The sequence below is a fragment of the Blautia sp. An249 genome, from assembly GCF_002159835.1.
Lineage (GTDB): Bacteria > Bacillota > Clostridia > Lachnospirales > Lachnospiraceae > Blautia_A > Blautia_A avistercoris.
Genome location: NZ_NFJL01000021.1, coordinates 35,739 through 53,156 on the forward strand (window position 1 = coordinate 35,739; position 17,418 = coordinate 53,156).

Annotated in this window: 19 protein-coding genes and 1 pseudogene; 14 read left to right on the forward strand and 6 right to left on the reverse strand. The window is 39.9% G+C overall.

The window, feature by feature from the left end; translation table 11 throughout:
* The first annotated feature begins 12 nt into the window (after positions 1–12).
* From B5F53_RS16045 to B5F53_RS16060, 5 genes are all read left to right on the forward strand, one after another.
* The gene (locus tag B5F53_RS16045) at positions 13–1,515 is read left to right on the forward strand and encodes a hypothetical protein (RefSeq protein ID WP_087225455.1); all 1,503 of its coding nucleotides are present in this window, start codon (positions 13–15) and stop codon (positions 1,513–1,515) included.
* A complete protein-coding gene (locus B5F53_RS19985) occupies positions 1,502–1,675 on the forward strand; it encodes a hypothetical protein (protein ID WP_162610636.1) in 174 nt (57 codons plus the stop codon). The genes B5F53_RS16045 and B5F53_RS19985 overlap by 14 nt, the downstream gene beginning before the upstream one ends.
* A gap of 80 nt (positions 1,676–1,755) precedes the next feature.
* Complete coding sequence (locus tag B5F53_RS16050; RefSeq protein ID WP_087225458.1) at positions 1,756–2,199, forward strand: hypothetical protein; 444 nt, start codon at positions 1,756–1,758, stop codon at positions 2,197–2,199.
* The gene (locus B5F53_RS16055; RefSeq protein WP_087225461.1) at positions 2,196–2,393 is read left to right on the forward strand and encodes a hypothetical protein; all 198 of its coding nucleotides are present in this window, start codon (positions 2,196–2,198) and stop codon (positions 2,391–2,393) included. The genes B5F53_RS16050 and B5F53_RS16055 overlap by 4 nt, the downstream gene beginning before the upstream one ends.
* Positions 2,394–2,481: 88 nt before the next feature.
* A complete protein-coding gene (locus tag B5F53_RS16060; RefSeq protein WP_087225464.1) occupies positions 2,482–3,321 on the forward strand; it encodes a hypothetical protein in 840 nt (279 codons plus the stop codon).
* Between the two features lie 88 nt (positions 3,322–3,409).
* Here the strand turns inward: B5F53_RS16060 and B5F53_RS16065 are convergent, their stop codons facing one another.
* From B5F53_RS16065 to B5F53_RS16085, 5 genes are all read right to left on the reverse strand, one after another.
* Positions 3,410–3,598, reverse strand: a complete 189-nt coding sequence (locus tag B5F53_RS16065; protein ID WP_087225467.1) for a helix-turn-helix domain-containing protein — start codon at positions 3,596–3,598, stop codon at positions 3,410–3,412.
* 1 nt (position 3,599) lies between these two features.
* Positions 3,600–4,040 (reverse strand): RNA polymerase subunit sigma, encoded by a 441-nt coding sequence (locus B5F53_RS16070; RefSeq protein ID WP_087225470.1) that lies wholly within the window; start codon positions 4,038–4,040, stop codon positions 3,600–3,602.
* Between the two features lie 749 nt (positions 4,041–4,789).
* Complete coding sequence (locus B5F53_RS21000; protein WP_442856301.1) at positions 4,790–5,176, reverse strand: DUF2085 domain-containing protein; 387 nt, start codon at positions 5,174–5,176, stop codon at positions 4,790–4,792.
* Positions 5,152–5,328: a hypothetical protein gene (locus B5F53_RS20155; protein WP_204246949.1), complete on the reverse strand. Its 177-nt coding sequence runs from the start codon at positions 5,326–5,328 to the stop codon at positions 5,152–5,154. Before B5F53_RS20155 ends, B5F53_RS21000 begins: the two co-directional genes overlap by 25 nt.
* A gap of 313 nt (positions 5,329–5,641) precedes the next feature.
* Positions 5,642–5,953, reverse strand: a complete 312-nt coding sequence (locus B5F53_RS16085; protein ID WP_087225478.1) for a helix-turn-helix domain-containing protein — start codon at positions 5,951–5,953, stop codon at positions 5,642–5,644.
* Between the two features lie 276 nt (positions 5,954–6,229).
* On the opposite strand from B5F53_RS16085, the pseudogene B5F53_RS20885 reads away from it, so the two are divergent.
* The 5 genes and pseudogenes from B5F53_RS20885 to B5F53_RS16115 all read left to right on the forward strand — a co-directional run.
* A pseudogene (locus tag B5F53_RS20885) lies at positions 6,230–6,415 on the forward strand (phage holin family protein); the annotation flags it as partial.
* Positions 6,416–6,782: 367 nt separating this feature from the next.
* Entirely contained in the window at positions 6,783–8,273 is a 1,491-nt protein-coding gene (locus B5F53_RS16095) for a glucosaminidase domain-containing protein (protein ID WP_087225481.1), read from the forward strand.
* A 347-nt stretch (positions 8,274–8,620) separates the two neighbouring features.
* Positions 8,621–9,400, forward strand: a complete 780-nt coding sequence (locus B5F53_RS16105; RefSeq protein ID WP_330396226.1) for a DUF6429 family protein — start codon at positions 8,621–8,623, stop codon at positions 9,398–9,400.
* A gap of 88 nt (positions 9,401–9,488) precedes the next feature.
* On the forward strand, positions 9,489–12,563 hold the full coding sequence (locus B5F53_RS16110) for a DEAD/DEAH box helicase (protein ID WP_087225487.1): 3,075 nt from the start codon (positions 9,489–9,491) through the stop codon (positions 12,561–12,563).
* 26 nt (positions 12,564–12,589) lie between these two features.
* On the forward strand, positions 12,590–13,000 hold the full coding sequence (locus tag B5F53_RS16115; RefSeq protein WP_087225492.1) for a (deoxy)nucleoside triphosphate pyrophosphohydrolase: 411 nt from the start codon (positions 12,590–12,592) through the stop codon (positions 12,998–13,000).
* 79 nt (positions 13,001–13,079) lie between these two features.
* On the opposite strand, the gene B5F53_RS16120 is transcribed toward B5F53_RS16115, so the two are convergent.
* Positions 13,080–13,406, reverse strand: a complete 327-nt coding sequence (locus B5F53_RS16120; RefSeq protein ID WP_087225493.1) for a hypothetical protein — start codon at positions 13,404–13,406, stop codon at positions 13,080–13,082.
* Between the two features lie 250 nt (positions 13,407–13,656).
* Here B5F53_RS16120 and B5F53_RS16125 point away from each other — a divergent pair, with 250 nt between their 5' ends.
* The 4 genes from B5F53_RS16125 (at position 13,657) to B5F53_RS16140 (ending at position 17,339) form a co-directional block, all read left to right on the forward strand.
* Positions 13,657–14,703: a helix-turn-helix domain-containing protein gene (locus tag B5F53_RS16125; RefSeq protein ID WP_087225550.1), complete on the forward strand. Its 1,047-nt coding sequence runs from the start codon at positions 13,657–13,659 to the stop codon at positions 14,701–14,703.
* Positions 14,704–14,848: 145 nt separating this feature from the next.
* Positions 14,849–15,862: a DNA polymerase beta superfamily protein gene (locus tag B5F53_RS16130; RefSeq protein WP_087225496.1), complete on the forward strand. Its 1,014-nt coding sequence runs from the start codon at positions 14,849–14,851 to the stop codon at positions 15,860–15,862.
* 5 nt (positions 15,863–15,867) lie between these two features.
* Positions 15,868–16,644: a nucleotidyltransferase domain-containing protein gene (locus B5F53_RS16135; RefSeq protein ID WP_330396227.1), complete on the forward strand. Its 777-nt coding sequence runs from the start codon at positions 15,868–15,870 to the stop codon at positions 16,642–16,644.
* A gap of 188 nt (positions 16,645–16,832) precedes the next feature.
* Complete coding sequence (locus B5F53_RS16140) at positions 16,833–17,339, forward strand: pyridoxamine 5'-phosphate oxidase family protein (RefSeq protein WP_087225499.1); 507 nt, start codon at positions 16,833–16,835, stop codon at positions 17,337–17,339.
* The last annotated feature ends 79 nt before the right edge of the window (positions 17,340–17,418 follow it).

The following is a 17,418-nucleotide window of genomic DNA, read 5'->3' on the forward strand; positions in this document are numbered from 1 at the left end:
GAGGCGCTAAATGTGAGTAAGATATTACGCAATAGTTTTTTCAGTATTCTTTTCTTTTTAGGGTTTATCTGGCTCCATACATTTATTCGCCTGAATAGCTATATTGACAACGATGACATGAATGTCTATTTAGGAAAAGCTGTAATCGCAGTTTTGGGAACACTTTTCTATTACTGGTGTTTTACTGGGATTTTGGATTCACTTGATTCATTGACGGATACAAATTATAGAAAGAGCGCTACATTTTGTGACATAGTATGCGTAATTACGATTGCGCTTCTCATTATAGAGATTACTACCGGAGTTGTTTCTATTATCAGTGAGCAAGAAATAAGAGTGTTTGCCATAACACTGAGCAAAAGATATATTTTTGATATTTTTGCAGCGCTCTTCTTCCCAGTCGTCGTTGAAATGGCTTTAAAATCCATCGTCAATGAGAAAATGAGCCTCAGAACTACAATATGGGGAATCATCCCAATTCTTTTATTATCATTGCTGGGATTTCTCTTTTTCCTGGCAATGAGGAATATATGGCTGATTGATTTAGTTGTAATTAACATAAGTACAGTTGTCGTTGGAACGATGAAATACATTTTCCCGCTTCAGAAAATCAAAAAGGGGAATGTGGTTGGATGTCTAATACTTTATGCGTTGCTGAATGTTTTATTTCTTAGCTTTTTGGCCTATGATGGAACGAGTTTTACGGAGTTTATGTATGGAACAGAGTGGCCAGAATACTGCGAGGGGGCACGCTACATCATCAATCATGCCTCTCTGTCTGGAACATCAAGCACACTGCTGTCATCGGCTTATATACATGACTGGCTTATTAATCGGAACAATTATATTCTTCAATTACTTTTCTATGGAGGCTGGATTGCAGTGGCAGGTTTCATTCTATTTATGGCGGTATTCCTTATCCTGCTCTTTCGGCTGTTGGGATTAAAAAATTTCCGGATCCACAGGTATCAGTTGGTGTATACGGCATCATTTACAATCTTGTCTGTCAGAGTAATCATGGGAACCCTCTATAGTTTAACCCTGCTTCCGTGCCCTATAAGCCTGCCATTTGGAGGAACCTACTCTATCATTACCGATAGCATTGTGTTTGGTTTAATTCTTTACGGTGCATGGGAAAATTACAAATATGAGCGATTGCTTACATATACATTGGTTAGAGCCAGTGCATTTTTGAATGAAGAGCCAGCGTACCATCTTTGGGTTAAAGATGAAAATTATGAGGAGGAGGGTGTATTGGAACGAGTGCTGGTGAAGGATAGCACTGATGGAGTCTTTTGTGATGTTGAATGGATATATGCAGATGACAGAGAATTCGCGGTATTTATTCCTGTCGATAACCCTAATCATCAAGTTTTTCTGTTAGAACAGATCAATAAAGCCGACTGGGCGTCTGTTGACGAGCAGGAAATAAGTGAATTCGTTATGAAAGTGTTCGTTTCCTGCAGAATACCTGCCTGTATGGAAGTGGAGGATGAAAAACATGAAGAAGATTAAGGAGTGTATTCATAATAGTATTGTTATGAAGGCGGTGATTGGAATTCTGTTCATTGTATTGGTGGGTATCATGTGGGGATGGAGCCTTGAGATCTGCTCGACCAGGCAACCCGACATACAGACCTTATATGAAATAGAATCACAGGATTCCGATGACTAGATAAGACAAATCATATAGAACGGTTCAGTAAAGCCTTTAGTTCAATAGATGAAATTAGTTAGCATAAGAGGTACAAACGGATGAAAATCTTTGAAGATATATACCACAAAATGATAGATTGCCCCAGTGTCCCACCAGAGTGCGGCGGCATACTGGGGGCAGACAGAGAGAATACGATAAATCACATCCGATTTGATAAAGGAATACGTACCGGCAATGGCGGTGTATATATTCCTAATATCCCTTTCCTTAATCGAGTAATTGAAGAATGGGCAGAGGATGGAATTGAATTCCAGGGTATATTTCACACACATGCCCCACAGTGGCCAGAACTGTCACATGACGATAGGGTCTATATCATTGACATATTAAATGTCATGCCGCGAAATATTATGCAGCTATATTTTCCGCTTGTCTTTCCAGGCCGAAATATCAAAGGGTATTGCGTTAATCGGAGAAATGGCATTACAGATATTGTTGATGATGATATAGAAATAATAAACAGAGGAGGAAACATAAAATGAGAAAAACAAGTAAAAGAGAACAGAAATGTACTGTAAATCTACCGGAGGGAAAATTCTGCGGTCATAATTGCGCCGAAGGCTGCATCTATTGGAATCCGTACGACAAAGACCATAATGGCCGGCAGTACTGCAGTCATTATGACCACTACTATTATCCCAGAGAGAGACAAGGCTGTCTTTCCTTCAAACGCTAAAGCGTGGAGCATGCAATGAATCGGTTCAGTCCTCCCGAAGTGCAGGGTAGTTTTTTGACACTACCAAAAACGTGAAAGGAGAAGAAAAATGGAAAAACAAAAGTTGATTGAATATCTTGAAGCTGTATATGGACTGGAGAAACAAAAAAGAATTGCACAGAACACAATGACAAGATTATCAGAAAAATATAAGGCTGCAAAACAGAATTTTGACAGGGGGAATCAAAAACGTATTATTCAAAAGAACCCGTCCAGTATTTTTGCTTTGGGTATTTGTATATGGGCGATTTGCTTCGAAGCAGCTGGGATTTACTCGACCATATCTCCCAATATTACCGCGGATTCCGCTAGTTTAGTTATAGGTGGAATCATTATTCTGGTTTCTGGCGGATGCTATTTGAATATGAATAGGAAAACGGCTGAGAAGCAGAAGGAGGAGGACGATTATGCGTTTCAGCAAGCTGAGATGGGGAAAAAGGATATGGCTGTGATTAATGAAAATTTTGGGCCGATTCAGGCAGCGCATCAGCAGACGCAGGAACTTCTGAACCAACTGTACGCATGGAATATTATACACCCGAAGTATCGACATCTTGAGGCCTGCGGAATGTTTTTAGAATACTTGTCTACAGGTCGGACCCATTCTTTGGAAGCCGAGGGAGCAGATCGGGGTGCTTATAATATTTATGAAGAAGAATTATATAGAGGAATTATTATTGATAAACTGGATCAGGTATTATCAAATCAGAGAATTCTTATTGAGGGTCAGAGGCAGATTGCACAGAGCATTAATTCGATGGTAAGAAGTGTTGATTACGCCTGTCAAAGCCTTGATAAAATTCAGAGAATGGAGCAGGTGAATTTATTTTATAATGCGGTTACAGCATACAATAGTTCTGTAAGTAAAAAATTTTTGTTGAATGGTTAAAAACTGCACAGTCAGATGCACATATTGAAAGAAAAATCGTTTTTGTACAAAGAACCGGGCAGATCACAGCCGCCCGGTTCCCTTCCTTTTACTCTACATTCCGGAAATACCGGATGCATTTCAGCAGTTCTACTGCCAGCTCCTGATACAGATCTTCATCAAATCTTCCGTTTACCAGTGCATTTTTAATCAGCAGCGGACGGTACATTTCAAAGATCTTTGCTGTTGCCTCCATATCACCGGGTTTCGCCCGGAATAATAACTCATCAAAACTCATCTTATTTATCCCCCACTCTCTTGCGAATCTTCCGGATTGCATAGTAATAAATCCCTTTGCACCGTTCCGGTGTCAGCCCGTTCATCCGGCTCATCTCATTAAAGGAGCGCTTTTCAAAAACATGCTGATAGATCAGCCTCCGTTCTTCTTCCTTCAGCAGCAGAAGGGACTCCACCAGTTTTTTGTCTGACAAGTCATCCCACTTCGGGTAATTGCCACAGCTTTCCCTAAGCAGCATCTGCTCCCGTTCCTGTTTTTCACATATCTCGTCAAATGCGATGCGCTCCTCCAGTTCTTCAATTCCCTCCATAGAGTATTCTCCTCTGGCAGCCTTTATCTTTTTATTCAGATATGCGGTCCTTCTGCCACGGATAAATTCTAATAAGTATGCTGTAAAGTGGTTTTTCACTTTATCTCCTGTATAAGTATGGTTTTCGTTCATCTTTCTTCCTCCGGAATTTCATTTGGTTTGCTGTGAAATTCCAAAGGGTGGAGGTGAACGGCACCTGTATAGAGATTTGCAAGAGAATAGGCGCAAAATAATAAGACCGGAACCAGTTAACGCTCTGCCGCTCTGTAAACTTATGAAAAGAATAGATGCAGTATATGTGATGACAGGCAACACATATACTGCACACTGAGGGGCAATATAGTCTATACTTACGTATAGAATTTTTTTAAGTATTCTATGGCGATTACCCTAACCCATATAACGCCTTTCCTCATTTTGTCCTTTCCTTTGTTCTTCACACTCAAAATACACATTATATCGTTTATCACCAAGCATTATAGCACACTATATACTCATAATTAAGATAAAATAAATGTAGAAAATGTTTGATGGATGTATAAGAAGCGTTTAGGCGATGCAGTAAAGGAAGAACGGAACAGGTACCGGAAACTAGAACGGCAGAGAAGCGTTTTTTCGAGCGATACTGTACTGGTATGAAAGCAGACTGCCGGACAAAAAATATTCAGGTTCAGGCAGGTGGAGAAGAAGTGGAGTCTATAGATAAAGAACAAAGATAATATAGAATATAAAACGGAAAAGAGGATGTATGGAACAGTGAAGAATAAGAAAGAACATGAACAGACAATCCAGGATTTAACTTTAAATACTGGAGAAAAATACATAAAAGTACCCTGACAGACTACCGCCACTCCTTTTAGAAGTTTTCTGCCAGGGCGCTTTTATACGTCATGAAAAAACGAAACAGCAATTCTGATTGTATGAAATATTCCAGCGATGATAGAAAAACCATACATAAATCCTGTAAGAAAGCGTTTAAAGTTTGTTGATTCATATGACGTTTTAAGTTGGATACCACCATCAATAACTAACGGTAAACAAAAAATAAGAATGATGTAGGAAAAGTCAATAAAATAAGAAAAAATAAAAGAGAGCAGTCCGCCAATTATAATTCCCGTACATCTGGCACATACTGGGAACTGATATTTGCCAATAAAAAAACTTCGTTCAGATAATTGGTGACATCCCCAATATTTATAGAACCATTCCATTGAATTTACCCATACTTTATCTTTTTTATCCATTATGCTTTGAATTTGTGGCCACATTGTTTGCAAACCCAATAATGAGTTGTTTGTGTTTTTCCGGCTCCTGATAAACCACAAATCCCACACATACAGATTTTCCAAAAACTTGCGCCTTTTCCTTTTACATCACTGACAATTTCCAAATCTTCACTTCCACATTTGGGACATTTCATTTTGCTTTCCTCCCTTAAAAGTTATTTATTAAGACACCATATGGTGAATTAATCGATAAATTCTGCAACCATTAAATATGGTTCAAAATAAATAATATAATTATCAAAAAAAGTATAAAGACCATATTTACTGCGATAGCATTGTATAGCTTTTGACAGATATGTTTCTGTTACATCTAGATATTCAGCAATTTCATACATAGTTGGTTATTACTGTCGTGGCCGTTTAAATCAAAAGATTCATAAACTCTAATATTTTGGTCAGATGCCTCTTGGAGCAATTGTTCATATGTGTTCAAAGAAATCCCTCCAATTATTTATTGTTATCTTCTGATTTTATGAAAGCAGCAAAAGCTTTAATTCTTTCAAGTTGCTCTTGTGTATATTGGGTTCCATCAAAATGGGCAGCAATGGTAATTGGATCTCTGAGGCCGAGTAATCTATCGGAAGAAATCTCTAAAAAGTCAGCTATTTTTTTTATTGTTTCTACATTAGGTTCCCTATTTCCACTCTCGTATAAAGAATACGTGGATTTTGCTACTCCAATATTTTCAGCTACTTCTTTTTGAGAATAGCCTCTTTCTAGTCTTGCTTTTTTCAGATTTTCATTAAACAAATTACCCATTCGTACACCTCCGATACTTTAATTATAGTTGCGATATGAAGAACTGTCAATGAAAAAAGTTTGCAATATGAAAATATTTGTGTTAATAAAATTGCAAAATACAATTGTATTAGAGGCGGAGTTTGCAATATGAAAATATTAATGATAATAGACAAAAGAAGGGAGGAGTTTTTAAATAAGAATGATGTTAGTCGTACAGTGATAATTTTTAGAAAGAGGTGAGAACGATAGAGAAAAGAAAGAGGCTGCGTAATATAAAATTAGAAGATTACGGGATTACCCACTTTACTTGGATGGTTTGTGTTAGCATCCCTACTTATTAATGAGATAAGGTCTATCCTGGAAAATTTTGTAGAGACTGGTTATCATGTGCCGGCTATACTGATTAAGGGCCTGGAAGTAGTAGATAAAATGGTAAATAAAGAAGACTCTGAAGCAGAAAAGAAAAATTCTGTATCTTGAACTTTAAAACAGCATATGCTATAATGCCGATAGGCAAGAAGATAGTACAATCCATTGTGGATGAAAACGAAAACCCCGGTGCTGCAACACTGGGGTTTTTCTATTCCCATTTTTGGAACGGCAGGGTTTAAAACCGCAGGCTAGTTACCGACTATTTGTCGCTGTCTAACCATTTGATGATGAGGTGGCAAACCACACCAGCCGCGACAGCGACTAAGAAAGATAGTACAAAATCCATTGTGTCACCCCCTTCCTTTACCTGTCTAGGGGCGGTAACAGGAAGATTATAGCATAAAACATCGAAGAAAAGAATCCGTTTCGGGTTCTTTTTTTAATGGGAAAATACGAAAGGAGAGGGCTTTTGACTATGACGAAACAAGAATTTATTCACCAGATCGCCGGGTATGTACAGAAATATGCGCCGCAGTATGAAATTAAGTGCTGCAGCGCTGTGATTGCCCAGGCTATCTTAGAGAGCGGCTGGGGAGAAAGCCGGCTGGCAGCCCAGTACCATAATTATTTTGGGTTGAAATGCGGTACCAAGTGGACAGGACCTTCTGTCAACCTGGTCACACAGGAAGAGTATCAGCCGGGGACATTGACTACAATAAAGGATAATTTCCGTGTTTATGGCAGCATGGAAGAAGGCGTGAAAGGATATTTTGAATTTATCCAATTGTCCCGGTATCAGAATTTAAAAGGCATTAAGGACCCACAGACTTACCTGGAGACAATCAAAGCGGATGGATATGCCACAAGCAGTAATTATGTGGCCAATACGACGGCAGTGGTTAATCAGTACAACCTGACACAGTATGACAAGGAGGAAAATGGAATGAACAAGACCGAAGTAATAAACAAAGTCCTCTCTATCGCAAAAGCCGAAGTAGGCTATCTGGAAAAGGCCAGCAACAGTAGTCTGGACAGCAAGACGGCCAACGCGGGCAGTAACAACTATACGAAATATTGGAGCGATATTTATCCTTCCTATCAGGCACAGCCCTGGTGCGTGGTTTTCGTGACCTGGGTGTTTCAGCAGGCTTTTGGGAAAGAGATTGCGAAAAAGATGCTGAAGCATTACCCATATGTCTATGTACCAACGCTTATGAACCTATTTACCCGGTATGCAAACCCGGAAGTCGGAGATATTGTCTGCTTTTACCGAAATGGGGAATTTACCCATACTGGAATTGTGACCAAAGTTTCTGGCGACCGGTTCTGGACAATTGAAGGCAATACGTCTGGAGCTTCCGGTGTGGTAGCCAACGGTGGTGGGGTTTGGGAGAAATCTTACTATAACAGCCAGCTTCCGGGAACAAAGTTTGCAAGGCCTGACTGGTTCCTGGCAGTTACGGAAGAGCTGAAAATTGACGCGTCCCATTGGTTAGAAAAAGGAGACAGCGGGGAACTGGTAAAAGAAATCCAGGAAGACTTGATTTATTTAGGTTTTTCCTGCGGCCCGGATGGGGCAGACGGAGAATACGGGGATAACACCGTCAAAGCGGTGAAGGCAGCCCAGAAAGCCTATGGTTTAACCCAGGACGGTCAGTATGGTCTGAAGACCAAAAACGCTGTAGATAAATCGGTGGAGGAAAAGAGAAAAAAGGAGGAGACAAATAAGTTGCAGACAGCGGTATTGGATAAGGTGACATTACCTTATATCAAAAAAGGCAGCAAAGGAATCGGTGCAAGTATGCTGCAAACTATGCTCGGAACAAAAGTAACTGGAACCTTTAATGACGATGATGTAAAGGCATTTAAGGATTTCCAGAAGAATACAGATCAAAGTCAGGATGGAGTCTGCGGAGAAAACGGTTGGAGAGCTGTAGTGGCACACGTTCTGGCGAATACAAAGTAAAGTGCAGATAATTAAATCGTCTGTTGTAATGCTGGGGGTGGGAATCACAGAATATGAGTGCTTATTTATGGAATATCTTTTGTCCGACTGTGTTCGGGACAGGTTCAGCGAAAGAAGCAGGCGAAAAGACAAAAGTTTGGAATGCATAAAGTCATAGTTGTTACGGAACGGGCTCTTTGTAAGTTTAAGGTTGCCACAAAGGTGATGGATGTACTTCGCCAGGCAGGGTTAGAAGTTTTGGTTTTTGCTGAACACCACTTTTTTTGCAAAAAGAAACGGATTCTATAGATAAAAAAACAAAGATAATATAGAATAGTGATAAAACGGGAAAGAGGATGTATGGAACAGTGAAGAATAAAAAAGAATATGAACAGACAATCCAGGATTTAACTTTAATGCTACTTTATCTTACGAGAGTGTCAGATAATAATGAATTTTGCCGTTATCGGGAATTGAGTTGGAAAGGATATGACTTTGAAGTCCTTAATCAGTTGGAAAACGCACAACTGCTCTGGCAGCCCCAATATCGCAGAGGGTACGAAAAATATCTCTATCTGACCGAGGAGGGCAGGCGTCGGGCACAGGAGCTTCTTGAGGAATACAGTTTTTCGGACAAAAGATTGAATGAAAAGTTTGAATTCAGGAATATTTTGCCCGAAGAAACGGAACAGGCCATTGAAATCGAAAAAATCTGTTTTCCGCCAAACGAGGCGTGTTCAGCAGAGAGAATGAGAGAGCGAATTCTCGTAGCATCAGAATTGTTTCTGGTGGGGGTTGACAGAACCAGTGGAAGAATAGCCGGGTTTTTAAACGGAATCGCCACAGATGAGTATTCGTTCAGAGATGAATTTTTTACAAATGTAGATTTACATACCCCAAATGGAAAGAATATTATGCTGTTAGGTTTGGACGTCCTTCCGGAATACCGCGGACAGGGGCTTGCGCGGGAGCTTGTGTTCCAGTATCTCCGCAGAGAATGGAACAGGGACAGAAAAATGGTATTTTTGACATGTTTGAAACCAAAGGTGAAGATGTATGAGAAAATGGGGTTTCGTAACTGCGGATTGTCAGAATCCTCATGGGGCGGGGAACAATGGTATGAGATGAATTATGTGTTGAATATGTAGGGGATTTGTCTGTTCGGATGCTGCAAAAGCATTCAACGTAAAGCAGATGAACTTTTGAAATAGAGAAAGCTTTATTAGAGGAAAAGAAATGGATACAAAAGAGTTAATGAAGGCAATGGGAACTGCTTTCATAGATAAAGAAACCAATTCAAATCTTGCATATTGCCCGGAATTTCTTTCCAATGATTACAAGCAGGGAAGAAAGGTATTAGTTTCATTGGATAAAGAATTAAACCGTTGTGATGAATTTTTTATCAGTGTAGCCTTTATTAAAATGAGTGGAATAACTCCCTTTCTAATGACTTTAAAAGAACTGGAGAAAAGAGGGATTCAAGGCAAAATTCTCACAACGGACTATCAGATCTTTACAGAGCCTAAGGCTTTAGATAAACTTGCAGAATTAAAGAATATATCATTAAAGATATATCGTTGTAATCCAGTGAAAGACGGTTTTCATACAAAAGGCTATGTGTTTAAAGAAGATGAAATTTATAGAATTATCATTGGCAGTTCCAATATGACAATTAGTGCCATAACAACCAATAGAGAATGGAATACAAAAATTGTATCAACAGAATATGGACAAGTTGCCAGTGATATAGTAAATGAATTTCGTGATCTCTGGGAGGATGACAAATCTGCGGACTATGAGGAATATATAGAAGAATACCGCAAGAAGTATGTAAAGCAGCAGATTATAAGAAAACAGCAACGTCAGGCGGCAGCGGAAGAGATAGTAGAATTCCATAGATACACTTTAAAGCCCAATAAAATGCAGGTTGAGTTTATTAACAATTTAACTGAGATGAGAAGTCAAGGCGTGGACAGAGCTCTGTTGCTCTCAAGTACAGGTACTGGGAAAACATACGCATCCGCTTTTGCTATGAGGGAATTGGGATTTAAAAAAGTACTTTTTTTGGTACATCGCAATCAGATTATAAAACAAGCGATTGAATCCTATAGAAATGTATTTGGAAAAAGTATATCGCTGGGATTGTTTTCAGGAAGTCTTAATAAAAAGGAAGAAGATAGAGATTATATATTCGCTACGATTCAGACGTTGAGTAAAGAGGAAAATATGCGCTTATTTTCTCCGGGACATTTTGATGCCATAATATATGATGAGGCTCATCACGTAAGCGCAAAAAGTTATAAAAAGGTAATGGAATATTTTAAACCGAAATTCACTTTGGGTATGACCGCAACTCCGGATAAACGAGATGATCATCTTGACGGAAAAAATATTTATGAAATCTTTGGACATAACATTGCCTATGAGATAAGATTGCAGCAGGCTATGGAGGAAGATTTGTTATGTCCGTTTCATTATTTTGGAATTACGGATTTAGAATTTGTCGGGGATGGTACGGGTAAGAATGTGCGCAATGAGGAAAAATTTGAGAATTTTAGATATTTGACCTGCGATTCTAGAGTAGACTATGTGCTCAAACAGGCAAAGTATTATGGTTACAGTGGAGAAAGAGTAAAAGGACTTATCTTCTGCAGCAGGGTAGATGAGGCAAAAGAACTGTCTAGAAAGTTCAATGAAAGAGGCCTGCGGACGATGGCACTAAGCGGGACAGATTCCGATGAAGTCAGAACAGAAGCCATAGAGAGGCTCGCTATGGATGCATGTGATGCCACAGAAGAAAGGCAGCCTTTGGACTATATTCTTTCTGTGGATGTTTTTTCAGAAGGTACAGACATAGTTGAAATTAATCAGGTAATTATGTTAAGGCCAACCCAGTCACCAATTGTTTATATACAACAGTTGGGAAGAGGGCTTAGAAAAGCCGAAGGAAAAGAGTATGTTGTGGTACTTGATTTTATAGGCAATTATAAGAATAACTTTATGGTGCCTATCGCCCTGTCGGGAGACAGAAGCTATAATAAAGACAATGTGCGCAGATATATTATGGAAGGATCGCGTATAATTCCCGGGGAGAGTACTCTGCATTTCGATGAAATATCAAAGAAGCGGATATTCCAGGCAATAGATAATGCAAATTTCAGTGACATGAAACTGATTAAAGAAAACTATTTTAATCTTAAGAATAAACTGGGACATATCCCGGCATTAGCTGACTTTGATAAGTATGGGGAGATGGATATAGAGAGAATATTTGATAATCAGAGTTTAGGTTCTTATTACAAGTTTCTTGTAAAGTATGAAAAAGAATATACTACGAGGTTTACTAAAAGCCAAGAGCTGATGATTGAATTCGTATCTAAGAAAATAGCTAATGGGAAGCGAGTTCACGAGTTAATTCTTCTTAAAAATATGCTTTCTAGGCCACATGGTTTAATTGGTGATATGCAGGAGGTATTGCTTCGCGACTATGGAATAGAGATGAATGAGAACACAGTAGAGAATATTATTAACATCATGACGAACGAATTTTCATCAGGTTCTCAAAAGAAAACGTATGAGAAATGCATTTTCATGCAGCCAGAGCCAATAGAAAAAGCGGAAGCATTTTATAGAGAAGCAAATTTAGATTACCGAGTAGCTGAACGAATGCGAGCGTATGCTGAAAAACTGCTGGGGAACGACAGAGAGTATTGTATAAGTGATGCTTTTTCAGAAATGTTGTTTGATAAAGAATTCCGAGACATGATTGAGGAATTGGTTGATTACGGACTCGGGAAATATGCTTCCTGCTACAAAGATAGATACCCGAATACAAATTTGGTACTTTATCAGAAATATACCTACGAAGATGTTTGCCGGCTGCTGGAATGGGAACATAATGAAGTTCCTCTTAATATTGGAGGATATAAATATGATAGGAAAACAAAGACATTTCCTGTATTTATTAACTATGACAAATCTGATGATATAAGTGATACTATAAAGTATGAGGATCATTTTACAGGCAGTAATCGTTTGATTGCCATATCAAAATCCGGAAGAAGCATGCAGTCGGAAGATGTTCAGAACTTCCTGAATTCCCAAGAGAGAGGAATCGATGTCCAGCTTTTTGTAAGAAAGAACAAAGCAGATAAAATATCTAAAGAATTTTATTTCCTTGGACGGATAAATGCAACGGGCAGAACGAAAGAAATTGTTATGCCAAATACGGATAAAACAGCAGTGGAAATTGAATGGGTGCTTGATACGCCCATAAGGGAAGATATATACGAATATATCGTTAATGGTTAATTTTACAAAATAAAAGGAGAAATGAGATGAAAACAATTAAAGTCGTTGCAGCAGTGATCTGTGACTCCGTTCAAAATAAGACAAAAATATATGCAACAGCTAGAGGATATGGAGAATTTAAGGGGCAATGGGAATTTCCAGGAGGAAAAATAGAAACAGGAGAAACATCTAAGCAGGCTCTGAAACGTGAGATTATGGAAGAGTTAGAGACACAAATAGAGATTTATGATTTGATTGATACCGTCGAGTTTGATTACCCGAAATTTCATCTGTCAATGGAGTGTTTCTGGTGCGAAGTAATAAAAGGACATCTGATTCTAAAAGAGGCAGAGAAAGCAAAATGGCTTACGTTGGATGAATTAGATGAGGTAAATTGGCTTCCTGCGGATCTTGTACTGATTGAAAAAATAAAGAAAGAATTGCGTAAAGTCATTTAATTATCAGCAGGAGGTATCAAGGTATGAACGGAGGTTTTTTGTTAATTCCATTTTTAATCATTCGTTTTTTGCTGCCTCCCTAAAAGTGCATGAGAAACAGACAGATGCCATGGCATGCGGCCATGAACAGCGGGCCGGCCGCGCGTAATCTGCTTTTTATAAAAATACCAATAATCCCATCGGCCAACTGTACAAGGAGCATGGCCACAGTAATAATTTCTAAAATTGCCGGCGCCTGTAAGCAGAATGGGATAAAAGCGATTCCGGATAGTGCAAGACTCCGGGCGAACATATAAAGAGCGTTTGTCCGGCCGGCGCCGTTTTGGGCTGTGGCTGACTGGACGGCAAAACAGGCGCCCAAAGTTGCGCTGATAAAAGTGATACAGGCAGTTATATAATAAAGCAAAGTTTTAGCCTCCTATTCTTTCCATAAATTTCCTTTTGAAGTAAGTATAGTATAACACGACAGAAAGAACGGTGCACATGCAGAGAGGATAGTTTTCATGGAAAATTCTGCGATTACCCGCTGTTTTATGAGCAATGGTTAATTTTTAAGAGCAGGAATTAACATCGATTCAATTGTCCCCAGGGGCGTTGTCTGCTATGATAGAGGGTAACAAAGGCCGATGTTAATAAATGAAAAAGAGGTGCTTTTTATGGAAATAGGAGCAACGATACGGAAATTCAGAAAAGAAAGAGATATGACCCAGGAAGAAATGGCGAACCGGCTGGGCGTAACCCCTTCGGCGGTTAATAAATGGGAAAACGGAAATTCTTATCCGGACATTTTGCTGCTTGGGCCCATTGCCAGACTTCTGAATATTTCTCTGGATACCTTGCTGGCCTTTCAGAGCGAGCTGACGGAAGCCGAAATAAAGAATATTATTGGAGAAGTAGACAGACGATTTAAAGAAAGTACTTATGAGGAGACTTTCCAGGTAATTAAAAACTATTTACACAAATATACTAACTGTGAAAAGCTGGCCTGGCAGTTAGCGGTGATGCTGGATGCCCACCGCCTGTTGAAGAAGGTTACAGACCCAGAACAATATGATGAATTTATTTTAGCGTGTTATTTTCGTGCCCTGGAAAGCGGGGAAGAAGAGATTCGAACTTGCGGGGCAGATTCGCTGTATAATTTTTATTTAAGGAATGAACAATATGAAGAAGCGGAAAAGTATCTGAATTATCTGTCAGCGCAGAGTCCGGAAAGAAAGAGAAAGCAGGCGGCGCTTTACGGTAAAATGGGACGAACACAGGAAGCTTATAAAGCTTATGAAGAACTGTTGTTTTCGGATTACCAGATTGAAAGTATGGTTTTTAACGGCCTGTATAGCCTGGCAGTAAAGGAACAGAATCTTGAGAAGGCGCAGTTCTATCTTGAAAAACAGACGCAGCTGGCAAAACTTTTTGATATGGGGGAATATTATGAGGTCTACGGCGGGCTGGAACTTGCCGCTTTAAAACAGGAAGAAGAAGAGGTTCTGGAAATTGCTGAGAAAATGTTATCCGGTGTTGAGAAGATTGGAGACTTTAACAGCTCTCCCCTTTATGAACATTTGGAATTTAAGAAAACGGACCCGGATATTGTAAGGAATTTAAAGAAAACCCTTCTAAAAAGCTTTCGGTATGAGGAAAGTTACGGATTTATGAAAGAAAACAGCAGGTGGAAAAAGATGCTGGAAAAATACAAAATAGAATAAAAATTTCCTCCTGTTTTCACCCATTGACTTTTCCTTATGTCCTTGCTAAGATGTAAACAGATGTACTGAATAAAGTCCTTCGCCGTAAGGCGGAGGATTTTTATTATCAATTTTTGTTATCAAATGTAAGACAGGGGTGTTTGTTTTGCGTGATTTTAAAAGATTATTAGATACAGAGGAATATGGATTTTTAAAGGAGCATCCCAGGCTGGGAAAGCGGATTATCCTTCTGGGAGTGGGCGGAAGCTATGCCTACGGGACGGACAACGAAAACAGTGATATTGACTTTCGTGGGATTACCTTGAATTTGCCGTCCGATCTTCTGGGACTGACCCAATTTGAGCAGTTTGAGGACAGGGATACAGATACGGTGATTTATTCCTTTAATAAAATGGTTCGGCTGCTTTTGGACTGTAATCCCAATACCTGTGAAATTCTGGGACTTGAAAAAGAAGGGTACCTGATCCTCACGGAACTGGGACAGGAGCTTCTGGATAACCGTTCCTTATTTCTGTCCAAAAGGGCGGCCAGGTCTTTTAGTGGTTACGCTCAGGGACAGATTCGCCGGCTTCAGAATGCCATTGCCAGAGATTCCATGCCCCAGGCCCGGAAGGAACAGCACATTTTACACGCGGTTCAGAATTCTCTGGAGGATTTTCGGAGTCATTATGAATCCTTCGATAAAGGAAGCATCCGGCTGTATATTGATAAGGCAGAGAATCCCGGGTTTGAGACGGAAATCTTTGTAGACGCCAGCTACAGGCATTTGCCCCTGAGGGATTATGAAAATATGTGGGGCGTAATGCGAAGTGTGGTAAAGAGCTATGATAAAATAGGAAAACGGGGTCAGAAAGATGATAACCATCTGAATAAACATGCCATGCATACGATCCGTCTGTTTATGATGGCCATTGATATTCTGGAAAAAGGGGAGATCTGTACCAGAAGAACCCGGGAACAGGAACTTCTCTTAAAGATTCGAAACGGCGGTTTCCGCCGGGAAGACGGTGGGTTTGCACCGGAGTTTTATGATATTCTGGCGGATTATGAACAGAGACTGGAGAAGGCATCCAAAGAGAGTATCTTACCGGAAGAACCGGATATGGAAAAAGTGGAGGCTTTTGTGGAAAAGATAAACAGAAAAGCGCTGGAGGTGTAGATAAGTTGAGAAATATTGAGAAAGAAATTGAAGAAAAGTTAAAAGAGATTGAAAGAAAAGAGAAGGTTCGTATCCTTTTTGCAGCAGAATCCGGCAGCCGGGCCTGGGGATTTGCCTCTCCGGACAGTGATTACGACGTGCGTTTTATTTATGTTCGTCCGGCAGAAGACTATCTGCGGCTGGAGGGGATTCGGGATGTAATCGAGTGGCAGTTGGATGAAGTGCTGGATATTAATGGATGGGATTTAAAGAAAGCGCTGGTTCAGTTTCAAAAGGGAAATGCCACTTTGTTTGAATGGGCAGTTTCTCCCATTGTATATCGTACCTGCAAGGCGTGGGAGCACATTTATGAAACGGCGAAGGAGTATTTTTCCGTGAAGACGGCCGTACACCACTATTTGGGTACGGCAAATAACACCTATATGCAGTATCTTCAGGGAGACAAGGTAAGGTATAAGAAATATTTCTATGCCATCCGTCCTCTTCTGGCAGCCAGATATATTGAAGAAAACCGTTGTCCGGCTCCGATTTTATTTGAGGATCTGATGAAACAGGAGCTGCCGGAAAATCTGAGAACAGAGATTGCCCATGTGCAGAAGGTCAAAATGGTTTCTGATGAAAAGGAGTTACATCCTCAGAATCCTCAGATTCAAAAGTTTATTGCTTCTGAACTGGAACGGCAAAAAGAGATTGCGGACTCCCTTTCAAAGGATCGCAAGGAGGACTGGGAGAAATTGAATCAGGTCTTTTTAGAAACCCTTGGAGGGAAAATAGAGGAATGAGCTTGACTTTTTCCGTTACATGTGCTAGGATGATGCAAAATTAAAGATAATAATGCCGCCGGGTAAGCCTTATTTCTCATTCCATTAGGCCGTAGCAGGAATGATGAGATAAGGCTTTTTTGTGTAATAGGAAAGTATTCCATATGGTTTCCTGTGCCGGCAGCTGTATCTGTAAGTGAGGTGTTTTTATGTTTCAGGAGATGAGAAGAAAACGGCAGGCTTTATCACAGGAGGAAATTTCTGATGTTTTAGGGAAAGGAACATCCGGGGTGCTGGCTCTGTCGGGAGTAGCCGGTTATCCTTATGCGGTTCCGCTCAGCTACGTATATGACGGGGCGAAGATTTATTTTCACTGTGCCAAAAGCGGATACAAGCTGGATGCAATACGGGGGAATGGGAAAGCTTCTTTCTGTGTTGTCGCCCAGGATCAGATTGTTCCGGAAGAATACACTACATATTTTAAAAGTGTGATTGTATTCGGACAGATAGAAATCATAGAAGAGGAGGGAAAGAAGCGCGAGGCGATCGAAAAACTGGCTGCCAAATATGCACCCCATGAAAAGGAGGAAAAGCGCAGAGAGGCCATTGACCGGGAATGGGAAAACCTTTGCATGTTAGAAATGCATATCGATTATAAAACCGGGAAAGAAGCCATAGAACTTGTTAAGAAAAATAAGAAAATAAATAGTAAATAAAACAGAAATAAAATCAACCTGCCGGGGTTTCATTTTATTGTGTATCAGGCCTGCGTAACACAAAACGCAGGCTTTTTAT

Bases quoted from the DNA above. Each gene is read 5' to 3' on its own strand.
- B5F53_RS19985 (WP_162610636.1), top strand. From the start codon at position 1,502: ATGAAGAAGATTAAGGAGTGTATTCATAATAGTATTGTTATGAAGGCG.
- B5F53_RS16050 (WP_087225458.1), top strand. From the start codon at position 1,756: ATGAAAATCTTTGAAGATATATACCACAAAATGATAGATTGCCCCAGT.
- B5F53_RS16055 (WP_087225461.1), top strand. From the start codon at position 2,196: ATGAGAAAAACAAGTAAAAGAGAACAGAAATGTACTGTAAATCTACCG.
- B5F53_RS16060 (WP_087225464.1), top strand. From the start codon at position 2,482: ATGGAAAAACAAAAGTTGATTGAATATCTTGAAGCTGTATATGGACTG.
- B5F53_RS16065 (WP_087225467.1), bottom strand. From the start codon at position 3,598: ATGAGTTTTGATGAGTTATTATTCCGGGCGAAACCCGGTGATATGGAG.
- B5F53_RS16070 (WP_087225470.1), bottom strand. From the start codon at position 4,040: ATGAACGAAAACCATACTTATACAGGAGATAAAGTGAAAAACCACTTT.
- B5F53_RS21000 (WP_442856301.1), bottom strand. From the start codon at position 5,176: ATGTGGCCACAAATTCAAAGCATAATGGATAAAAAAGATAAAGTATGG.
- B5F53_RS20155 (WP_204246949.1), bottom strand. From the start codon at position 5,328: ATGAAATGTCCCAAATGTGGAAGTGAAGATTTGGAAATTGTCAGTGAT.
- B5F53_RS16085 (WP_087225478.1), bottom strand. From the start codon at position 5,953: ATGGGTAATTTGTTTAATGAAAATCTGAAAAAAGCAAGACTAGAAAGA.
- B5F53_RS16095 (WP_087225481.1), top strand. From the start codon at position 6,783: ATGACGAAACAAGAATTTATTCACCAGATCGCCGGGTATGTACAGAAA.
- B5F53_RS16110 (WP_087225487.1), top strand. From the start codon at position 9,489: ATGGATACAAAAGAGTTAATGAAGGCAATGGGAACTGCTTTCATAGAT.
- B5F53_RS16115 (WP_087225492.1), top strand. From the start codon at position 12,590: ATGAAAACAATTAAAGTCGTTGCAGCAGTGATCTGTGACTCCGTTCAA.
- B5F53_RS16125 (WP_087225550.1), top strand. From the start codon at position 13,657: ATGGAAATAGGAGCAACGATACGGAAATTCAGAAAAGAAAGAGATATG.
- B5F53_RS16140 (WP_087225499.1), top strand. From the start codon at position 16,833: ATGTTTCAGGAGATGAGAAGAAAACGGCAGGCTTTATCACAGGAGGAA.